This is a genomic window from Belnapia arida (assembly GCF_016773205.1).
GTDB classification, from domain to species: Bacteria; Pseudomonadota; Alphaproteobacteria; order Acetobacterales; family Acetobacteraceae; genus Belnapia; species Belnapia arida.
The window spans coordinates 23,713-40,953 of record NZ_JAETWB010000030.1; the positions used below are offsets into that span (position 1 = coordinate 23,713).

The window sequence follows — 17,241 nt, forward strand, 5'->3', positions numbered from 1 at the left end:
GACCTCGGAAAGGTCCCAAGCAACACATGCCATGCTAGCCGTTGCATCCTACTCTATTGTAATCCCGTATTCTCGGATGATGCCTCCAAGACGCTCGCGGTCACGGCGGACGACAGCACTAAAGGCTTCCGGCGTACTGGGCGCTAGTTGCAACTCAGGTACCTTTGCAGCAGCAGCGATGACTGCCGGCGAGCGCATTGAGGTCACCAAAGCGGTATTAAGTTGCTCGACAAGATGACGCGGCACTTGGCTGCTGACAAAGATGCCATTCCAGTAAACCATCTCAATCTCTGGAAAGCCTGCTTCGGCCACGGTGGGGACCTCTGGCAAGATCCCAAGCCTTTGCGGCGCTGTCGTAGCCAGTATCCGAAGTTTCCCTTCACGTGCGAAGTCAAGCACCGGGACTAGCGTCCCCATGAGCATGGAGACCCGGCCTGATATCATATCGGCCGCTCCGAGAGACTCTGAACGGTACACCACCGGCTCGACATTGGCGCCAGAGTGCCTGGCGAAGACAGACATCAGCAGATGCGGCGAGGAGCCAATTCCGACGACAACGAAGAGGGTCGGCGATGGCGAGCGGCGCGTGATGGTGGCTAGGTCTCGAATGTTGGTGGCCGGGGTATCCGCTGTGACGGTAAGATAGAACGCGCCCTGAATGACATTCGTCACCGGCTGCAGCTGCTCGACCCGGTAGGGAAGATTGCGTTGCAGGTGTGGAAGAGTAGCAACCGGCGGAGTCCCGAGAAGCGCAATGGTGTAGCCATCTGCTGGTGCATTCAGCAACGCTGCGGCCGCAACCACGCCGGCGCTGCCTGGTCGCGGATCAACCACGACGAGCTGACCTAGCCGTTGCGACATGTCTTCGGCCATGGCCCGAAGGACAGGGTCAGGCGGCGAGCCGGTTGTGAACGGTAGGATCATCCGTATGGGGCGGGAGGGAAAGGGTAGTTCGGGACCCTGCGCACGTGCTGGCGCGCCAGCGATCCCCAGCAGGACGGCCAGGATTGCCAGGGTCGCTCTACAAAGGCATCCAATGGCTGCGGTACCGCGCATCCCGGCCTCCCCTCTCCGCCCTTGTTTTTGCCCCTTTCGGCTAGGGTACAATCATCCCGGATGATCCTCCCACCGGAGTCAAGGCGCGATTTGGCTCGGTCATCGACCGCCCGATCGCCGTGATGAGTGTGCCCGCGGCATTGATCTTCTGCTGCGGCCGCCCTTTGCTCGGGTAGAGATTGCCGCGCTGGTCCAGCTTGCCAACGACGTTGCCCATGCACCACTTCAACACCGGGTTGCCGTCATGCTGGAGCCGAGCGGAGTGCATGGCAGCGTCGAGTTCTACGATTGCCGGCGTGAAGTTCGCGGTGGTCGAGCGGAACTCGATGCGGTTTCGTTTACCTCTCTCCTACACTTCCGCCCCGCCGGGCGGTTCCCGATGTGCACCTCAGGAGAAGATTGCAACGGGCTAATAAGGGAGGCTCAATCAGGCTCTGAGCGACGTAGTCTCCAAATAGCGACCGAAGGACGTCAGATCCGAACAGTTCGAAAGACCCACAGCCCCTCCTATCTCCCTCGTCATGGCCACTTGTGAAGAAGTCAGAAAAAACAAATTCAGCTATATTTATAAACCGGATCAATAACTGCGTTTGCCGAGGTGCTGCTTAAGAAACTCTTCACGCTCTGCAGCATCCTCGATATGGCGCGCAACCGAACTCCAAAAGTCATCAACACTTGTGGCCACGGCCGCAGTTCGCCGAACCAGCAGTCGAGCTATCGGACCGAACCGGAGTGCGAGCGCACTTTGCGCGCGTTCGACCTCGGCCGCATCTACGCGCCATAACTTTGATGAGCCACTCTCCACCTTGCCCGTTGCCGGCCAGGAGCGGCTGGTCGAACCTGTTCTGAGATTCGGCCCAGCTTGCTGCCGGTGGATCGTTCTGATTTCCTTTAGGAATTCCAAACGCTCCCCATGATGCGGTATCGCTGTCGCAAGCGTGTCATGCAATGTCCAGGTATCATGAGTCGCGCCGGCTGCGCGTCGCACCAGCAAGCGCGCCACTGGGCCGATGCGTCGGGCCAAACATCGCTCGAGAATGAGGAGGTACTCAGTGCTGTGTGCCCCAACAAGAACTGACCCGTGGTTCTCCACCCTCTGCTCGTCGCCCACCGCAACAGACTGATCTTCGTCAAACCTAGGACCTTCAGGTAGAGGTCGCTCAATCTGTTGCACGTTTCTAGGCTGGAGCACTGTAACGTCACTGAGCATCGACGGCGCCGGAGTAGAAAAATCTGAAAGTCTGCGTAACGCGTCAGCCATCTCAAAAGCGCTTTGGAAGCGGTCCTCAGGTCGCTTAGCTAGTCCGCGCTCGACGACCCTGACAAGCTCAGGCGCAAACTCGGTTGGGAGAATTGGGTTTGGCTCTTGCACAATCCGGCGGCCGAATTCTAAAGGATGCTTTCCCGGGAAGGCCTGTACTCCAGTCAGCAGCTCGAAAAGCATCGCAGTTGTGGAAAAAATATCAGTCCGACCATCGACTTCGTGGCCTTCGTACTGCTCTGGCGCCATATACCCAGGTGTTCCCAGGAATCCCCCAATGCCAGTCAGCTCGGAGCGATCTATCTTCGATATGCCAAAATCAGCCACTTTTACCTGTTTATCTATTCCAATCAGAATGTTTCCCGGCTTTATGTCGCGATGAACTATTCCGGCCGAATGAGCGCAGTGTAGTGCTTCAAGCACCTGCTCAATTACACGAACAGCTTTGGTCGGCGTCAGGAATTTCTTTCGTTTAAGAGCTTGGCGCAAATTTATGCCAGCCACAAATTCCATTACGATATATGGATTTTCCTCGTGTGTGCCATAGTCGTACACAGAAACAATGTTTTGGTGCAAGCATCGCCCGGCAGCTTTTGCTTCTCGCTTGAAGCGTTGTAAGAAAATTTCGCGTTCGGTGCCGTCGAGGATGCTTGTTCCGACGATCTTGATTGCAACGGGACGATCGATCAGTGGATCATGAGCGCGGTAAATTACACCCATTCCACCGCGACCAATGACCGCATCAACACGGTAGCGGCCAATCATCACAGGGATTTCGGTCATTGTCTCTGAGTGATCCCCGCTGTCAGATGGCCTCTAGCATGGACATCGATCGAGCAAGGCTGCGTCGCATGAGATTAAAGGAACGCGCGAGAGAAGCCACTTCATCCCTGCTTTTAACCTCCAACTCCTCCCCCTCAAGATCCCCCTCGGCCGCCCGCCGTGCCAATGCGTCCATACGCTGAATGGGGCGGATAATGACAAAGTGCAGCAAGAAGTTCATGACAAGCAATATAGCGATGAAAATAGCAGTGAGCATCGATACAAAAGCATAAAGAATATCATCTGCTCGCGCGAGGGCCACGCTCAAAGGCACCGACACAATCTGCGCACCAATAACGTCGCCGAAGACCCACCCAAAGCCATTGCTCGGCCCATAAAGGTCTATCATCGTTGGTGGTGCTGCTGCTGGGGTAGAATGGCAACTTAGGCACGCACGGTCGGTAAGACGGAACGGTCTTGAGAACGTTAGCATCGCTCCGGCAGGGGTATCGCGAGTTCCAACGTGCTCTGACAAATTTTCATTGCGTTTAAACATATTTATGATATCAGCTTCCCATTCCGTAGCACGGTCGGATGGATTTGTAGGATTAAGGGCAGCCTCTTTATATGAGTAATCCCGAAAATCACGCTGCATAGTACGAAATACCGTTTGTGCCGCGAAAGATGGCACAGAATGAGGAAGGAAGCGAATATTCATCTGTTCCGCCAGCAGGGGACGCAGTTCCCCCGACGTGTAAGAGCGAACTGCAGTCGCCTGGCGCATTATGATCGATGCTTCCTGTAGCATCTGTCCCCTTGCGTTTTTCGTTGCGAGCTCCCGCGCGAAATAAGCGGACAGGCCTAGCCCTGCGAGAAAAACTGATATCATTATGATGTTGAATTTCGCTCTGAGACCCATGGTCATCTCCTAGATTATACAATGAGATTTAGCGTAAGTTAGTGGTTAAACGCGTGGCTTGCTCTCCGGTGATCACACCAGTCATTTCGGCGTTTATCTCAAACTGGTAGCGACGAATTGCAGCACGCGTTTCTGCTCCAAATCGCCCGTCGATACGGCCACTGTAATAACCGAAAGCTGCAAGCACCGCTTGGACTCGACGCCGATCGCCTTCGGTCATACGCAACTCATCGGGAACACGGGCTGTATCGGCCGGATTAAGCCGAGAGGAGCCATGTGCCTCGGCTTGAACTCGAGACAGGTTGCCACTCGGAGTTTCTCGTCCAACTTCTGACTGAACTCGTTGCTCATTTTGGCGCAATGCGGGTTCCCGAGCAGAAGGCGTAGCTTGGGACACCTGCGACGAGCTACGCGGCGCGACTGCAAACGTCATATTTTCTCTGCCGGGCACTATGATTGGACGATTTCCGTCCGCTTGGCTGAAAAGCCGCTCTTGAACACCGGCCACAAGAATAAGAGTCTCAGGACTCGGTTTTGCCAGTTCAGCTTCAAGAGCAGTGGAGAGCGTAGAGGGCGTGGTGCCCTCACCCCGCACCGTATTAATGATAAAGCCATAACCAGAAGCTTCAGCTTGCTCCACAAAGCGGTTGAGCTCGATTTGTGGGCCAGTCTGATTTAAGGAAATCGCATCAACTACTATAAGGCCTGCTTGAGCTGTACCTCGCGCCAGGCTATCCTGCAACGCTTTGGCGATTACGCCCTGGGTGAGGATATCCGTGTCTGTACTAATCGTAGCCGAAGTTGGAAGTAGGAAGGTTCGATTGTTATATGTCGCTGCGTAGCCGCAGAAATAGACGGCAGCTTTCGCGCTGGATGCCGAAGCGAGTTTTTTCGAAAAACTTGTGATAGCAGCATCGAGCTCACCCCGACCCGGATCGAGGCGCTCAATAATGTCAAAGCCAAGTCTTCGGTAAGCCTCAGTGACTACCCGCGCCGATGCAGAGCAGGCAGGGATTGAAGGTAGTGAGACGTAGTTTCCCACTCCTACAATCAAAGCCACACGCGCCGTTTCAGTAGCGCTGCTAGTGAAGGGCGCGAAGGACCCAAGCACAGCAAACGCTATCAGCATAAAGCGCGCTATCGTAGCTGGTCGAAGGCCGTGACTTTGCGGCTTGTGAAGTCTGAATAGCCGCATCAACTCCGTCGCACTTCGAGAACGGGCTTTCGGCGCCATGCTGACTCCAAAAAAAACATTACGATCTTTTAGTAGATTTGATTCCGCAGCAAAAATCACCCTTGTGTGAAACTGAGGCGTGTCCTCGTCTCGGCCTGCAACAAGGCAGGATGAAGTCTATGCGCACAGTGCTGAGCTAGCGCTTGCGTGAGCCCTTCAATGTTTTCGATCTGCTTAATTTAGAACGGATACGCGGCGCGCCGGCGGCCGCCGTTCCGTTGGCGCCTGTAGCCTGCCCTACCGTGAGAACTGGGTCATAAAGTTGCGCCTGAGGCGGAAAGCGGCGATCACTGCCACCGTACGGAGCGTCGTCCATCGCCAACCACCCCGGCTGCATGACGGCGATGGGCACTAGCGAACATCCTTTAGGCGCTGCGATCCCGCATGCGACTACGCCTGACTCGCGGTTGGCCCAAATCGGCAAACTTGCTCTCTATGCGACGGTCTGCGCTGGTGGGTGGCAGCCTCCGAGCGCGGCGATGTCTCTCGCGGCAACGTCGAGGGCGATCGGCGCGCGACACTGGAATAGCGGTAGCGCCGTAGGCGAAGCTGGCGAGAGCGTATTGTAGATCGAGTCGAGCAAGGAGGGCGCCAAGGACAGCGAGTCTGATTGGCGCATCCGGTGGCGAGCAAGCATGCCACTCAAGTGCACAGGCCACAGGGATTGCACACGGCGGACCGACCGCTCACGCGCCAGTCATTTCCTGGCTCGTTGGTAAACTTCTGGTTGAGGCAGCAATCGAGGCTGGTCGCCGCTGTGAGCGCTGAACAATGATGTTTATGGCTCACCGTTGAGGCGACATCCATGGCTAATCCGATAGTGTCCGCCACGTTGAAATTAGGAGCACGCAAGGATGTCAAATCTTTCGTCGAGAAAGTGATAGGATTGGTTGCTGAGGGTTATTCAAAGAATACTGGTCAAAACATACCACCAAAGCTGGTAGCGTTCCTGACCGCGTTCATATGGGCGTGGATCGACTTCATCGATGAAGCCTCTGTGCGACGCGGAAAAATCGACGCCAAGGATGCGGGGCTTTTTGCGGTTAAGAAGGCCCTCAATGCAGTTGGCATGTTAGAGGGTGAATATGCAGAATGCGGCGTTGCATTCGCCTCTGCGATCGTCTCATTGGTCGATAATTGGGGAATTATCGCCAACACCGGGCGCATGGCAGTCGCGGCGGGTCCAACACCGCTTGGCGGTGCTCTTGCTTTAGTGTCTCTCGGCGCCAGTATAGCGGTGGGCTTGGATTTTCTTAATGCCTACCAAAAATGCGAACCCCTAATTAGTAAAATGATCAACCAGGACACTCTGCATGAATCAAAAAAGCAGCTGATAGTAATATATCACCACCAAAATGTGTGCTCGATAGACGACGGCGAGAATATTTCAACCGAAGCTAACATGTCCTCCGTGAGCACAAGAATGTAGTTTAATAGGTCAAAACTTCCGCGAAATTGTATCAGCCTCGCAATCGCCATTTTTGGTTCCGCTCGGTACTCCGAGGCTTCGAGTCGGTTTTCGTGAGTGCGTCGCTCCAGCTACGCCATCCACAACTCCGCCCGCTCAAAGATGCTGGTGAACTGCTCCGGCTCGGTCATCGAGCGTCCAATGGCCATGATGAGCGCCACGGCCGCATCAATCTTCTGCTCCGGCCGCGCCTTGGTCGGGTACAGGTTGCCCCGACGGTCCGGCTTACCGACCACGTTGCCGATGCACCACTCCAGCACCGGGTTGCCGTCATGCTGGAGGCGACCGGAGCGCATCGCAGCGTCGAGCTCGATGATTGCCGGTGAGAAGTTCGCGGTGGTCGAGCGGAACTCCACCATCTCAATGTCCTGTGCCCGTAAACGCTGTGCCAGCTGTGTCGATTGCCAGGGATCGTAGCCCACGCTCACAATGCGAAAGCGGCGGCTGAGCTCGAGGATGTCGTCCTCGATGGCCTGGAAGTCGGTCTCGTTGCCGGGTGTCAGGATGAGGTGTTCAGCCGCCGCCCAGCCGGGATACGCGGCATTGCGCGCCTCCAGCACTGCCTCCTCATTCAGGTAGCAGCGGGCGAAGGCGGCATAGGTCGTCTTGCCCGTGTCGCGGCAGGTCTGCGGAAAGACCAAAGCCAGCGCCGCCAGGTCGGTGCGGCTGGCGAGGTCGAGGCCGAGGTGGCACTCCTGCCCCTCGAAGTCCCCCAGCCGCAGCTCCGGGCTGCGGCATGCCTGCCAGGCGCGCATCGAGAACAGCGCCTCGTCAGCGCCGGACCAGATGTTCAGGTGGCGGGTGCGCGCGGCCGTCTCCTGGGCCAAGTTGTTCCGCGCCTGCCGCATGATGGCCCTGATGGCGTCCGGCTGCACCGCTTGCCCCCAGCTCGGGTTGGCCTTGATCCAGGTCGCCTCGTCCCAAGGATCGTCCTCCGCGTCTGCAGCATAGACCAGCGTGAACAGCCGCTCGTCTTCCTGAGCACCCTCCAGCACCCGGACGCCATAGTCCCAGAGCTGCTTGCCGATGCCCGTGGTGTTGCCGGTCGCGGTGCTGATGGACAGCAGCAGCGGGTGGCGCCGCTTGCCCATGGCCGTCAGCAGCACGTCGTAGACCTCGGACGTCTTGTGCGAGGCGATCTCGTCGCAGACCGCCACCTGGACGTTGAGGCCGTCCAGCGCTTTGGCATCGGACGAGACCGGCGCGAATTTCGAGGCGGTCTTCTCCTGGTACAGCGCATTGGCGCCCACCCCAACGCCGAACGCCTGGCGAAAGGCGCCGGTCTTCCGGACCATCTGCTGCGCGGCATCGAACAGGATCCGGGCCTGATCCCGCGTCACCGCCGCGGCATAGCCCTCGGCGCCGCCCTCACCCTCAACGAAGGTCAGGTAGAGCGCGATCGGCGCGGCGAGCGTCGTCTTGCCGTTGCCGCGGGGGACGAACACCACCGCCTGGCGGAACCGGCGCGTGGTCGTGCGGCGCTCGACGAAGCCAAAGAGGTTGGCAAAGACCAGCTTCTGCCACGGCATGAGCCGCAGCGGCTGGCCGGCCTCTGGGCCCTTGATGTTCGGCATCTGGCCGGCAAACAGCAGGGCTGCCTCGACCAGATCGGGCCGGAAGTCCCAAGCCCCCTCCCCTGCCTCGGCGGCGGCCTTGTCGCGCAAGAAGCGCGCACAGGCGAGGCCAGCAAGGCGCCCGGCCGGGATGGTGCCGCCCACCACCGCCTCGGCATAGGCGACCGCCTCAGCGACGCCCTGAGGGGCACCTACAGCCCGGTTAGCCCGCGCTCTTGCCGCCATGGATCACCTTCAGCTGGCTCCAGGGGGAGTGCTCCTCGGCTGGCTCCTGGGCACCAGCGGCGAGGCGAGGCCGGGCCGCTGGCGAGAAGCCCAGCTCCGAAGCGGCCTTGATCATCAGCGCCGCCGCCCGGTTCATGATGCCGATATAGGGCGACTGCACCGGCGTGCCGTCCCGCGTTTTGGTCAGCAGTGGCAGGCTGGTGTTCTGGTCCAGCTGCGCCTGCATCGTGGCCGCGGTGCGGTAGCGCGCCTCGGCCTCGACCCAAACGGTCAGCAAGCCACGGTCGATCTGCTTCAGGATGCCGCGCGGTGCGTGCTCCAGGGCATAGCGCCAGCCGGCCTGCTGAGCCTCGGTCATCCAGGCCGGCGGCTCGGGCAGCAGGTCGCCGGTGGCCTCGGGCTCGCCGGCGCGGTCCTTGCCGTGGCGCGTGGCGTTCAGGGTGCCACGGAGCTTGTGCAGCTCGGTCGGCACAGGTTTGCGGCCGCGCATCTCAGGCCGCCTCAGCGATCGGGAACGGGAGGCCGTCACCTTCGCGCACGGCCTGCTGGCCGGTGAACGCCTGCCACCGCAGCACGGAGACATCGACATAGGCCGGCGACAGCTCGATGGCGTGGCAGGTGCGGCCTGTCATCTCAGCGGCGATCAAGGTGGTGCCCGAGCCACAGAAGGGCTCGTACACCGCCTGGCCCGGGCTCGAGTTGTTCTCGATCGGCCGCCGCATGCACTCGACTGGCTTCTGAGTGCCGTGCACCGTCTCGGCGTCCTGGCCGCGGCTGGCGATCTGCCAGAGGGTGGTCTGCTTCCGGTCGCCGGCCCAGTGGCCGCCAGCGGCCTTGCGGACGGCATACCAGCAGGGCTCATGCTGCCAGTGGTAGTGCCCGCGGCCGAGCACCAGCCGGTCCTTGGCCCAGACGATCTGGGCGCGGATCTCGAAGCCGCAGGCCGTGAGGCTCTCGGCCACGGCAGCGGCGTGGAGAGCGCCATGCCAGACATAGGCGACCTCGCCGGGGAACAGTGCCCAGGCCTCGCGCCAATCGGCTCGGTCGTCATTGGCCACGGCTCCGGTGCGACGGGTGGTGCTGAGGCCAGCGCGATTGCGCCAGGCAGGGTCGTACTCGACGCCATAGGGCGGGTCGGTGACCATGAGGTGCGGCCGGACACTGCCCAGAGCGGCCTCGACGGCCTCCGGGGTGGTGCTGTCGCCACAGACCAGGCGATGCCGCCCAAGCAGCCAGACGTCGCCGGGGCGGGTCACCGGCTCGGCGGGGACCTCCGGCACGGCGTCAGGGTCGGTCAGACCGGCGGTGCCCTCGACCAGAAGCGAGGTGAGCTCGCCCTCGCTGAAGCCGATCAGAGACAGGTCGGCTCCCATGCCGCGGAGGTCGGCGAGCTCGACCCGCAACTGCTCCTCGTTCCAGCCGGCGTTCAGCGCAAGCTTGTTGTCGGCCAGCACATAGGCGCGCTTCTGGGCGTCGCTCCAGCCCCGGGCGACCATGACCGGCACTTCGGCGTAGCCAAGCTGCCGAGCTGCCAGGACGCGGCCGTGACCCGCGATGATGCCGCCCTCCTCGTCCACCAGCACCGGCACCGTCCAGCCCCACTCCTGGATGCTGGCGGCGATCTGCGCTACCTGCGCGTCGCTGTGGGTACGGGCATTGCGGGCGTAGGGGATGAGGCTGCCGATGGAGCGGCGCTCGACGGCGTCAGCGGCCCAAGTCTGGGCGATATGGCTCATAACGGCCCCGGTCAGTAATATCGCAAGCAAAGAAATTCAGCGGGGGCTCGGTCCGGCGGCCAAAGGCCGTCGACTTTGACACCCCCCTCCCCCATCGCGCCGGGCGCCCTCATCGTCGGGCATCGACCCCATCGCGTTGCGACTCACTTCGATGGCACGGCACGCAGATCGGCATCAGCCAGCGTCGGTCGAGGCGCAGTGGGTCGTGGATGCCGTGGAACCCGCGCATGTGGTGTACCTCGGTAGCAGCGGTGACACGACCGGCGGCCTGGCACATGCGGCACAGCGGCTCGTCAGCCAGCACCTGCAGACGCAGACGCCGCCAGTCTTCGCCATACCCACGCGCCGCGCTGCTGGCGTTGCCCTCGCGTCGAAAGCCGGAGGCCGGTGGCCTCCAAGCTTCAGAGCGGTGCAACGGTGAGCGGAGCGGCATGTCGGCGTCCTCTGGACGAAGCGCCGCAGTTCAAGCAGCGCACAGCAACTATGCCCGCCAGAACTGCGAGGAACAATAACCTTCCCCTTCGCTCTATTACGAAAGCTTACGCTGTTCGTGCGTCATGTTGCAGTGAGGCTGAGCGGCGACCGACCTACCCGGCGTGGGTCGCGCGCGCCAAGGTGGTTTGGGTGGTTTGGTGGGTTTAATCTGACACCCTCTCTACAAACGTCACATCACACCCAATACACAACAACAACTCTCACTGTGACATCTCCACACGGGGTACCGGAATCAAACCACCTAAACCACCAAACCACCTATGTCCTAGGACTCGCAGACGAGAGGCCCAGAGACTGCGGTCCGTAGTCACCATCGCCGCTCGGGCAGAAGGAGCGGTAACCACACTTGAAGCAAAGGCAACCACACGTGGGACAGGGGCAACGTCCACTGTTGCCGCGTCGCGCGCGCGTGCGCCGCCGCTCAAGAACGCCTGCGCGGAGAGCGCCGGCGGTGAACGCTGGAAGCCGCAACGAACCGCTACTCCGCCTTAATGCCGACGCTCCGCGCGATCCCCTGCCAGGTCGCCAGCTCCGTGCGGATGCGCGCCGTAAACTCCTGCGGCCCGATGAAGTCCGGGACTGCAGCCTGGGTGGCGAGCTTCGCGCGGGTATCAGCCGTTGCGGCGAGAGCCTTCAGGTCGTCCGCCATGCGGGCCACGAAGGCGGGCGATGTGCCAGCCGGCGCCATGATGCCGAACCACAGGCCGCTATCCGGCACGGGGCGGCCGAGTTCCGCCATGATTGGCACCTCGGGCAGCTCCGGGGCGCGCTTCGGCCCAAGAATAGCAAGCGGCCGGATTTGCCCCGCTTGGTAAGGGCCCACTGCGCCGGCCATGCCGTGAGCCAGGAGCGGTACACGGCCGCCTAGCACGTCCTGCATCAACGGCGCCGTGCCACGGTAGGGCACATGGGTCAGGGAGATGCCGAGCGCCCGGCACACCGTCTCCCCGCCGAAGTGCCCGGTGCCACCGACGCCGGTGGTGCCATAGGCCAGGGTACCCGGCTGAGCTCGGGCCGCAGCCGTCACAGCCTCCAAGTCGCGCCACGGCTGGTTCGCAGCACACCAAAAGACGTTCGGCGCGGTGCAGAAGGTGCCAACCGGAGCGAAGCTGTCGGGCAGCGCATACGGCATACTGGGATGGATCGCAGCGTTCAGCACAACGGCGTTCGAGGCGAAGAACAGGGTCAGCCCGTCTGGTGCAGCGCGCGACACCACCTCAGCCGCGACGGAGGAGGAAGCGCCCGCTCGGTTGTCCACCACCACGGTCTGTCCCCAGGCCGCCTGGAGGCCGGTGGCGGCAAGCCGGCCGATGAAGTCGGTCGGTCCGCCTGGCGGGTAGCCGATGAGCAGGCGCACCGGGCGGTCGGGCCAGGCGCCTTGGGCTCTGCTGGCGGTAGCTGCGAGCGCGCTCGGCAAGGCGAGCATCGCGCGGCGTGTCGCCGCGACGGTGGTGTTCATGTCCGTTTCCCTCCCAGTTCTGCGGCTGCCAAGAGACATGCCGTCAGGGATTGAAACGGTAGCGCAGGAGCCGGTACCCCGCGATATACTGACTACGCAAAGCGCTCCGCTGGCAAGCGAGGGTGGGAAGCCCCCTACCCCCGCCAGGAGCTCTGCTCAGTGGACGCCGGGCTTATAGAAGCTTAGTCAGCACCATCATCCGCCGACGCCTCTGTAACGGCCTCAATTCGCCACCGAGCGATGCCGCCACTTACACCGACACGGATCAGCCGGTGACTTTGCACAACCCTGTCTTGATTGCTCGCGAGCCATTTGCCGAGCCTCTTGCTGTTGACAGCGCCACCCTCGCCGGCGACAGCGAGTAGTGCCTCACGGAAGTCGGGATAACGGAACTCCGTTCGGTAGCCCATGCCGAGAGCTGTAACCTGCTGGGTCGCGCGATCTATTACGTCACGCACGGAGACCGTGTTCCTGCCGATGACCTCCTCCCATTGCTCTAGCACAGCGAGCAAAGCATCAAGCTTGGGATCGCTCTCACGCACTCCCTCCATCGTCGCCACTGGATCGGCCTCGCCCAACCAAAGCAGCGCACCACGGACCCAGTCACTCCAGATCTCGTAGGAACCCAACGGATCAGGTCGCTCTGGCCGACCTGCGACGTGGTAGGCCCGCAGGATGGTGAGCGCAGCCACCAGGTAGCGCCCACGATCAGCTTTGACGATTGCGATCGGATCGCTCGAGAACTTGCGTAGCTCTGGCCTTTCCTCCTTGGGATCAAGGCGGCATAGCACCGCCCGCCGCGTCAGGTCGCCCACAAGGACGAGATTGTTGCCGGTCGCGGTGATGAAGGCATCGGACGGCAACTCGGGTGCCTTTGATCGGCCCAAAATGCGTGCACGCACAACTGGCTGGGTCAATGCACAGCAAAGAAACTCACCTCCCAACGGCGTTTCGCAATTGTCTATGGCAATCACCCGGTCACCCGCCAGCAGGAGGGCGCCAAGACGCTTCTCCAGCTCCTCCTCGGTCCTGCCCTGAGAAATGACCCCAGCCTCGCGGCCCGTAGCGATGACACTCGCAAGATCGACCAGCTTCGACTTGCCAGATCCAGCGGTTGGGGCAGAGAAGGCGTGCATCGGTGCCGCCGGCAGCGACGACCTAATACATGCCGTCAGGATGGCCGAGAAAGCGACTGCCCGGCTCGACGCACCGACGAATGGGAAGCTGGCGACAAGCGGCGAGAGCACTTGCAGTGCCGCGGCAGCTTCGGCCTTGGTAGGCTGATCAGGAACGGAGGGAAACACTGTCTCACCAGTAGCAAGCAGTAAACCTGTCGCCCGGTCATAGCCGGAGGTCGAAAGGATACTACCATCCGGCCTCAGGGTCGGTGCATCGATGATACCAGCCAAGACCGGCAGCTTCCATCGACCAACACGCTTCAGATAGGCTCTAGCAATCCCTATCGGCGCGTCGGTTGCTGTCCATTTGCGCTTTTGCGCGTAGTAGCGTTCCCATTCAGCCGCGGCAGTCATTGCTTCCACCAACGCATGTTCTCCGACCTCGAGAATGCGTTGTGCGGCGACCTCCTTGCCGCCTGCGATGGTGATCAGCACGATGCCGGGCCGGACGATGAGCGAACCACGTTGGTAAAGCCCAAGGCCGCTTTCGAGCAGCGCCTGCTCAGCTTGATCGACGATGCCGGGAAGCTGGCCTGGCACAATGCGGATGCATCGCCGCGGGACATCGCAACCGGTCCGAGCGTTCGCGCTCATGACGGCACTCCTTCACGCTTCGCCCGTTCACGGCGCCACTGCTCCCGCAGGGCACGGCCGGTGATCTCCAGGGCGACATTGAGTTCTGGGGTAGGTGTGCTCTGTGGCATGCAGTGATCCAGCGGCTCTTGCCAGCGGCGCCGGAAGGATGGGTTCTGCCACGGATCGCTCATGGCGGCGGCGGACGCGGCGTCCTTCATGCGGACCTCCGCTGCTCTGCCTCAAAAGCTTCGATATCCTCGACCCGGTAGGTGACAACTGCTCCGATCTTCAAATAGGGCGGCCCTTGGCGGAGCCACCGCCACCGCTCCAGCGTACGCGGGCTGATGCGCCAGCGGCGGGCCAAATCGAGTTGCGTCATGTGTCGTAGAGCGGGGGAGCTAGACGGCGTCGGCTCAGTAGCGTGCCAGGGAGTAGGCTTGTCCATTAGGTCGCCTCATCGAGAATCGGTGCGAGATGCACCGGGCAACCGAGTTTCTATGCGCGTAGAAGCGTGATTCCAAAAACTCCGGCCTATCTCCGGTCCGGAGATTTAACCGACGAATTCAGTTTCTCCTTCAATGGCTTAGAGGCGCTTACTGGCTCTGAATCCTCCGAACGACGTCGGCCGGGCTTCTTCCAAGCCCGTGACACGATAGGCTCACGGATCGCCAGGAATGGATCCCGCGGGATCTTGTAGCCAAAGTGTGCTCGGGCGGCGGCTAGGCACTGCGGACCTGTAGGTGCAGCTTTCCCCGCCGGCCAATTGTCGAAGCGCCACTTCTGCCAGCGCGCAATTTCGTCCCGTGACGGTGGCGCTTTACTCGCGGCGGCAGCACGGGACTTCCTAGAGCTTGGCTGCGCTGGCGAGCTGACCGCTACAGTAGCGTCGGCAAGTGCCTTAATCCGGACCCCAGTCAGCTCAGCGTCGTGCGGCAGGTTCGGCTGCATCTCATGAAAGCTGTACGAGATTTCGACCGTATCCGACTTAAAATCAATGTGGATGTAAATGCGATTACCGTCCAGACGTCGCCTTTCTGGGTCAGACGCAAGAAGCACTGCGTGCGGCATCTGATAAGGAGGCGAATGGATCCCGCGCGTGAGATCGTAGCCCGTCAACTGTAAGTCTGGACGACCACGAAGGACGGCTAGTAGCCGCTTCTCAAGCCATAAGTCTGCCTGTGTTGAGGTGACGTCGTCGCCCTCACGATAGAGCAGCGCAGCCCATTCGCCATCGTCGGCGCGAACAGCTGCTTTGAGCGGTTCCCCGCCTTTTTTGTACAGTTCCGCCTCATACGGGTAATGAGCTTCCACTGTCTCCAGCGGTGTCCAGCCTGCTGGCGGCGGCATCGGCAACGAGAAGGCGTTTTGAGCTGCCGGCTGGGAAGATGGGAGGCTCATCCGGTAGTCGCTTTCGATGGCGTAGTTGTTGTGCGAGATCCGCTGCGATCCGACTCCGACACGCCTGTCGGACGGATGGCTATATTACTTGCCACACACTCGCTTCGTCACTCTGCTCTACGCCGGCATTATCAAGTGGTGCAGCTGCTTCGCTAAGCGGCCGTTTTTGCTGTACCTTTAGGCCGGCCGGTAAGAACCTAGCCGGCGAATGCCGCTCTCCCCGCCCCAAGCTTCCCAGCTCCCGCCCCACCTCCGCGAGGTCAGCGCCATACTGGCTCTCGGCCTCGTGCGGCTCCGGCACCGCACCGCTGAAGATCCCGCCCATGACGCCGCACACCCCGGTGACCAGGGAGAGAGTTCGCTACACTTCCGCGCCGACTAGAGCATGCATGCGAACCGGACCAACCGGAGACCCGCATGCCCCGCATAGCCGCCCAGAACGCCGCTCAGGCGCCAGCTCCCATCATTGCCGCCATCCCACCAGCAGACGTCCTCGGCCGCCTGGCTGCCCTGCAGACCGCGCCAATCGCCCACCTCAAGCAGCAATGGCGCGAGCTCTATGGCAAGGAGCCGCCTCCCTTCAGCCGCACCTACATCCAGAGCCGCCTCGCCTACCGCATCCAGGAGCTGGCCTATGGCGGCCTGAAGTCGGAGACCCGAGCGCGGCTAGAGGCCCTTGGCGAGCAGCTGGACGGCGGCAATGTCGTCCTCCGCCGCATCCGCGCCGACAGCCGGCCACTGCCCGGAACGCGGCTGATCCGCGAATACGACGGCGTCCAACACGTAGTCACCGTCCGGACCGACGATTTCGAGTACGAGGGCCGCCCCTATCGGTCCCTCTCCGCCATCGCCCGGCATATCACCGGCACGCGCTGGAACGGCTGGACCTTCTTCGGGCTGAAAGGGAGGCCCAGCGTATGAGCCGCCGCAAGCTGCCGACCGACCGCGTCATGCCGGCTTCGGTGCAGAAGCTCCGCTGCGCCGTCTACACACGCAAGAGCACCGATGAGGGCCTGGACAAGGAGTTCAACACCCTCGACGCCCAGCGCGACGCCTGCGAAGCCTACATCGCCTCCCAGCGCGCCGAGGGCTGGGTCCTGGTGCACGACCGCTACGACGATGGTGGCTTCTCCGGCGGCACGCTGGAGCGGCCGGCACTCAAGCGCCTGCTGGCCGATATCGAACAGGGCCGGGTGGACGTTATCGTCGTCTACAAGATCGACCGGCTCAGCCGCTCGCTGATGGACTTCGCCAAACTGGTCGAGACCATGGAGGCGCACGGTGTCACCTTCGTCTCGGTGACGCAGTCCTTCAACACCACGACCAGCATGGGGCGGCTTACGCTCAACATCCTGCTCAGCTTCGCGCAGTTCGAGCGCGAGGTGATCGGCGAGCGGATCCGGGACAAGTTCGCGGCGTCCCGCGCCCGTGGCATGTGGATGGGGGGCAAGGTGCCGCTCGGCTATGACGTGGTGGCGCGCAAGCTGGTGCCGAACGAGGCCGAAGCGGCGCGAGTTCGGCGGGTGTTCGGGCTGTTCGTCGAGACCGGCTCGGGCGTCGAGACGGTCCGGCGCCTGCAGGCTGAGGGCGTGGGCAGCAAGTCGGGCCGGCCGCTCGACAAGGGTGATGTCTACAAGATCCTGAACCTGAGGACCTACATCGGCGAGGTGACGCACAAGGGTCATGTCTATCCCGGCGAGCACGCGGCGATCGTGCCGCAGGAGCTGTGGGACAGGGTCCACGCCATTCTACAGGTCAGCCCGCGGGCCCGAGCCGCCCAGAACCGGCAGCATGCACCGGCGCTGCTGAAGGGCCTGATCTTCGGCATCGATGGCCGGGCAATGTCGCCGACGCATAGCCGGAAGAACGGCCGGCTGTACCGCTACTACGTGGCGCAGCG

The 17,241-nt window shown here is 61.7% G+C and carries 16 protein-coding genes; 3 read left to right on the top strand and 13 right to left on the bottom strand.

Annotated elements, in window-relative coordinates:
* Positions 1 to 48: 48 nt before the first annotated feature.
* The 5 genes from JMJ56_RS26635 to JMJ56_RS26655 form a co-directional block, all read right to left on the bottom strand.
* Positions 49 to 873 carry a Bug family tripartite tricarboxylate transporter substrate binding protein gene (locus JMJ56_RS26635; RefSeq protein ID WP_202834786.1) on the bottom strand — a complete coding sequence of 275 codons (825 nt, stop codon included), beginning with the start codon at positions 871 to 873 and terminating at the stop codon, positions 49 to 51.
* A 223-nt stretch (positions 874 to 1,096) separates the two neighbouring features.
* On the bottom strand, positions 1,097 to 1,384 hold the full coding sequence (locus JMJ56_RS26640) for a terminase TerL endonuclease subunit (RefSeq protein WP_202834804.1): 288 nt from the start codon (positions 1,382 to 1,384) through the stop codon (positions 1,097 to 1,099).
* 249 nt (positions 1,385 to 1,633) lie between these two features.
* The gene (locus JMJ56_RS26645; protein ID WP_202834787.1) at positions 1,634 to 3,100 is read right to left on the bottom strand and encodes a serine/threonine-protein kinase; all 1,467 of its coding nucleotides are present in this window, start codon (positions 3,098 to 3,100) and stop codon (positions 1,634 to 1,636) included.
* A 22-nt stretch (positions 3,101 to 3,122) separates the two neighbouring features.
* On the bottom strand, positions 3,123 to 3,998 hold the full coding sequence (locus JMJ56_RS26650) for a Tll0287-like domain-containing protein (RefSeq protein WP_202834788.1): 876 nt from the start codon (positions 3,996 to 3,998) through the stop codon (positions 3,123 to 3,125).
* A 28-nt stretch (positions 3,999 to 4,026) separates the two neighbouring features.
* Positions 4,027 to 5,127, bottom strand: a complete 1,101-nt coding sequence (locus JMJ56_RS26655; RefSeq protein ID WP_236038633.1) for a peptidoglycan-binding protein — start codon at positions 5,125 to 5,127, stop codon at positions 4,027 to 4,029.
* Positions 5,128 to 6,037: 910 nt separating this feature from the next.
* On the opposite strand from JMJ56_RS26655, the gene JMJ56_RS26660 reads away from it, so the two are divergent.
* Positions 6,038 to 6,661 carry a hypothetical protein gene (locus JMJ56_RS26660; protein ID WP_202834790.1) on the top strand — a complete coding sequence of 208 codons (624 nt, stop codon included), beginning with the start codon at positions 6,038 to 6,040 and terminating at the stop codon, positions 6,659 to 6,661.
* Positions 6,662 to 6,771: 110 nt separating this feature from the next.
* Here the strand turns inward: JMJ56_RS26660 and JMJ56_RS26665 are convergent, their stop codons facing one another.
* The 8 genes from JMJ56_RS26665 to JMJ56_RS26700 all read right to left on the bottom strand — a co-directional run bounded on the left by JMJ56_RS26665 (position 6,772) and on the right by JMJ56_RS26700 (position 15,341).
* The gene (locus tag JMJ56_RS26665; protein ID WP_202834791.1) at positions 6,772 to 8,499 is read right to left on the bottom strand and encodes a terminase large subunit; all 1,728 of its coding nucleotides are present in this window, start codon (positions 8,497 to 8,499) and stop codon (positions 6,772 to 6,774) included.
* Positions 8,477 to 8,989: a phage terminase small subunit P27 family gene (locus tag JMJ56_RS26670; protein ID WP_202834792.1), complete on the bottom strand. Its 513-nt coding sequence runs from the start codon at positions 8,987 to 8,989 to the stop codon at positions 8,477 to 8,479. Before JMJ56_RS26670 ends, JMJ56_RS26665 begins: the two co-directional genes overlap by 23 nt.
* A 1-nt stretch (position 8,990) precedes the next feature.
* Positions 8,991 to 10,235, bottom strand: a complete 1,245-nt coding sequence (locus tag JMJ56_RS26675) for a site-specific DNA-methyltransferase (RefSeq protein ID WP_202834793.1) — start codon at positions 10,233 to 10,235, stop codon at positions 8,991 to 8,993.
* 973 nt (positions 10,236 to 11,208) lie between these two features.
* Positions 11,209 to 12,189 (bottom strand): Bug family tripartite tricarboxylate transporter substrate binding protein, encoded by a 981-nt coding sequence (locus JMJ56_RS26685; RefSeq protein WP_202834795.1) that lies wholly within the window; start codon positions 12,187 to 12,189, stop codon positions 11,209 to 11,211.
* Positions 12,190 to 12,371: 182 nt separating this feature from the next.
* Complete coding sequence (locus JMJ56_RS26690; RefSeq protein ID WP_202834796.1) at positions 12,372 to 13,961, bottom strand: hypothetical protein; 1,590 nt, start codon at positions 13,959 to 13,961, stop codon at positions 12,372 to 12,374.
* Positions 13,958 to 14,161: a hypothetical protein gene (locus tag JMJ56_RS26695; RefSeq protein WP_202834797.1), complete on the bottom strand. Its 204-nt coding sequence runs from the start codon at positions 14,159 to 14,161 to the stop codon at positions 13,958 to 13,960. The genes JMJ56_RS26690 and JMJ56_RS26695 overlap by 4 nt, the downstream gene beginning before the upstream one ends.
* Positions 14,158 to 14,388, bottom strand: a complete 231-nt coding sequence (locus tag JMJ56_RS35395; protein ID WP_328702479.1) for a helix-turn-helix domain-containing protein — start codon at positions 14,386 to 14,388, stop codon at positions 14,158 to 14,160. Before JMJ56_RS35395 ends, JMJ56_RS26695 begins: the two co-directional genes overlap by 4 nt.
* 86 nt (positions 14,389 to 14,474) lie before the next feature.
* Complete coding sequence (locus tag JMJ56_RS26700) at positions 14,475 to 15,341, bottom strand: hypothetical protein (protein WP_202834798.1); 867 nt, start codon at positions 15,339 to 15,341, stop codon at positions 14,475 to 14,477.
* 417 nt (positions 15,342 to 15,758) lie between these two features.
* Here JMJ56_RS26700 and JMJ56_RS26705 point away from each other — a divergent pair, with 417 nt between their 5' ends.
* Both JMJ56_RS26705 and JMJ56_RS26710 read left to right on the top strand, forming a co-directional pair.
* The gene (locus JMJ56_RS26705) at positions 15,759 to 16,262 is read left to right on the top strand and encodes a DUF2924 domain-containing protein (RefSeq protein WP_202834799.1); all 504 of its coding nucleotides are present in this window, start codon (positions 15,759 to 15,761) and stop codon (positions 16,260 to 16,262) included.
* A partial coding sequence (locus JMJ56_RS26710; RefSeq protein ID WP_202834800.1) for a recombinase family protein occupies positions 16,259 to 17,241 on the top strand: 983 nt, incomplete at its 3' end. The genes JMJ56_RS26705 and JMJ56_RS26710, both read left to right, overlap by 4 nt.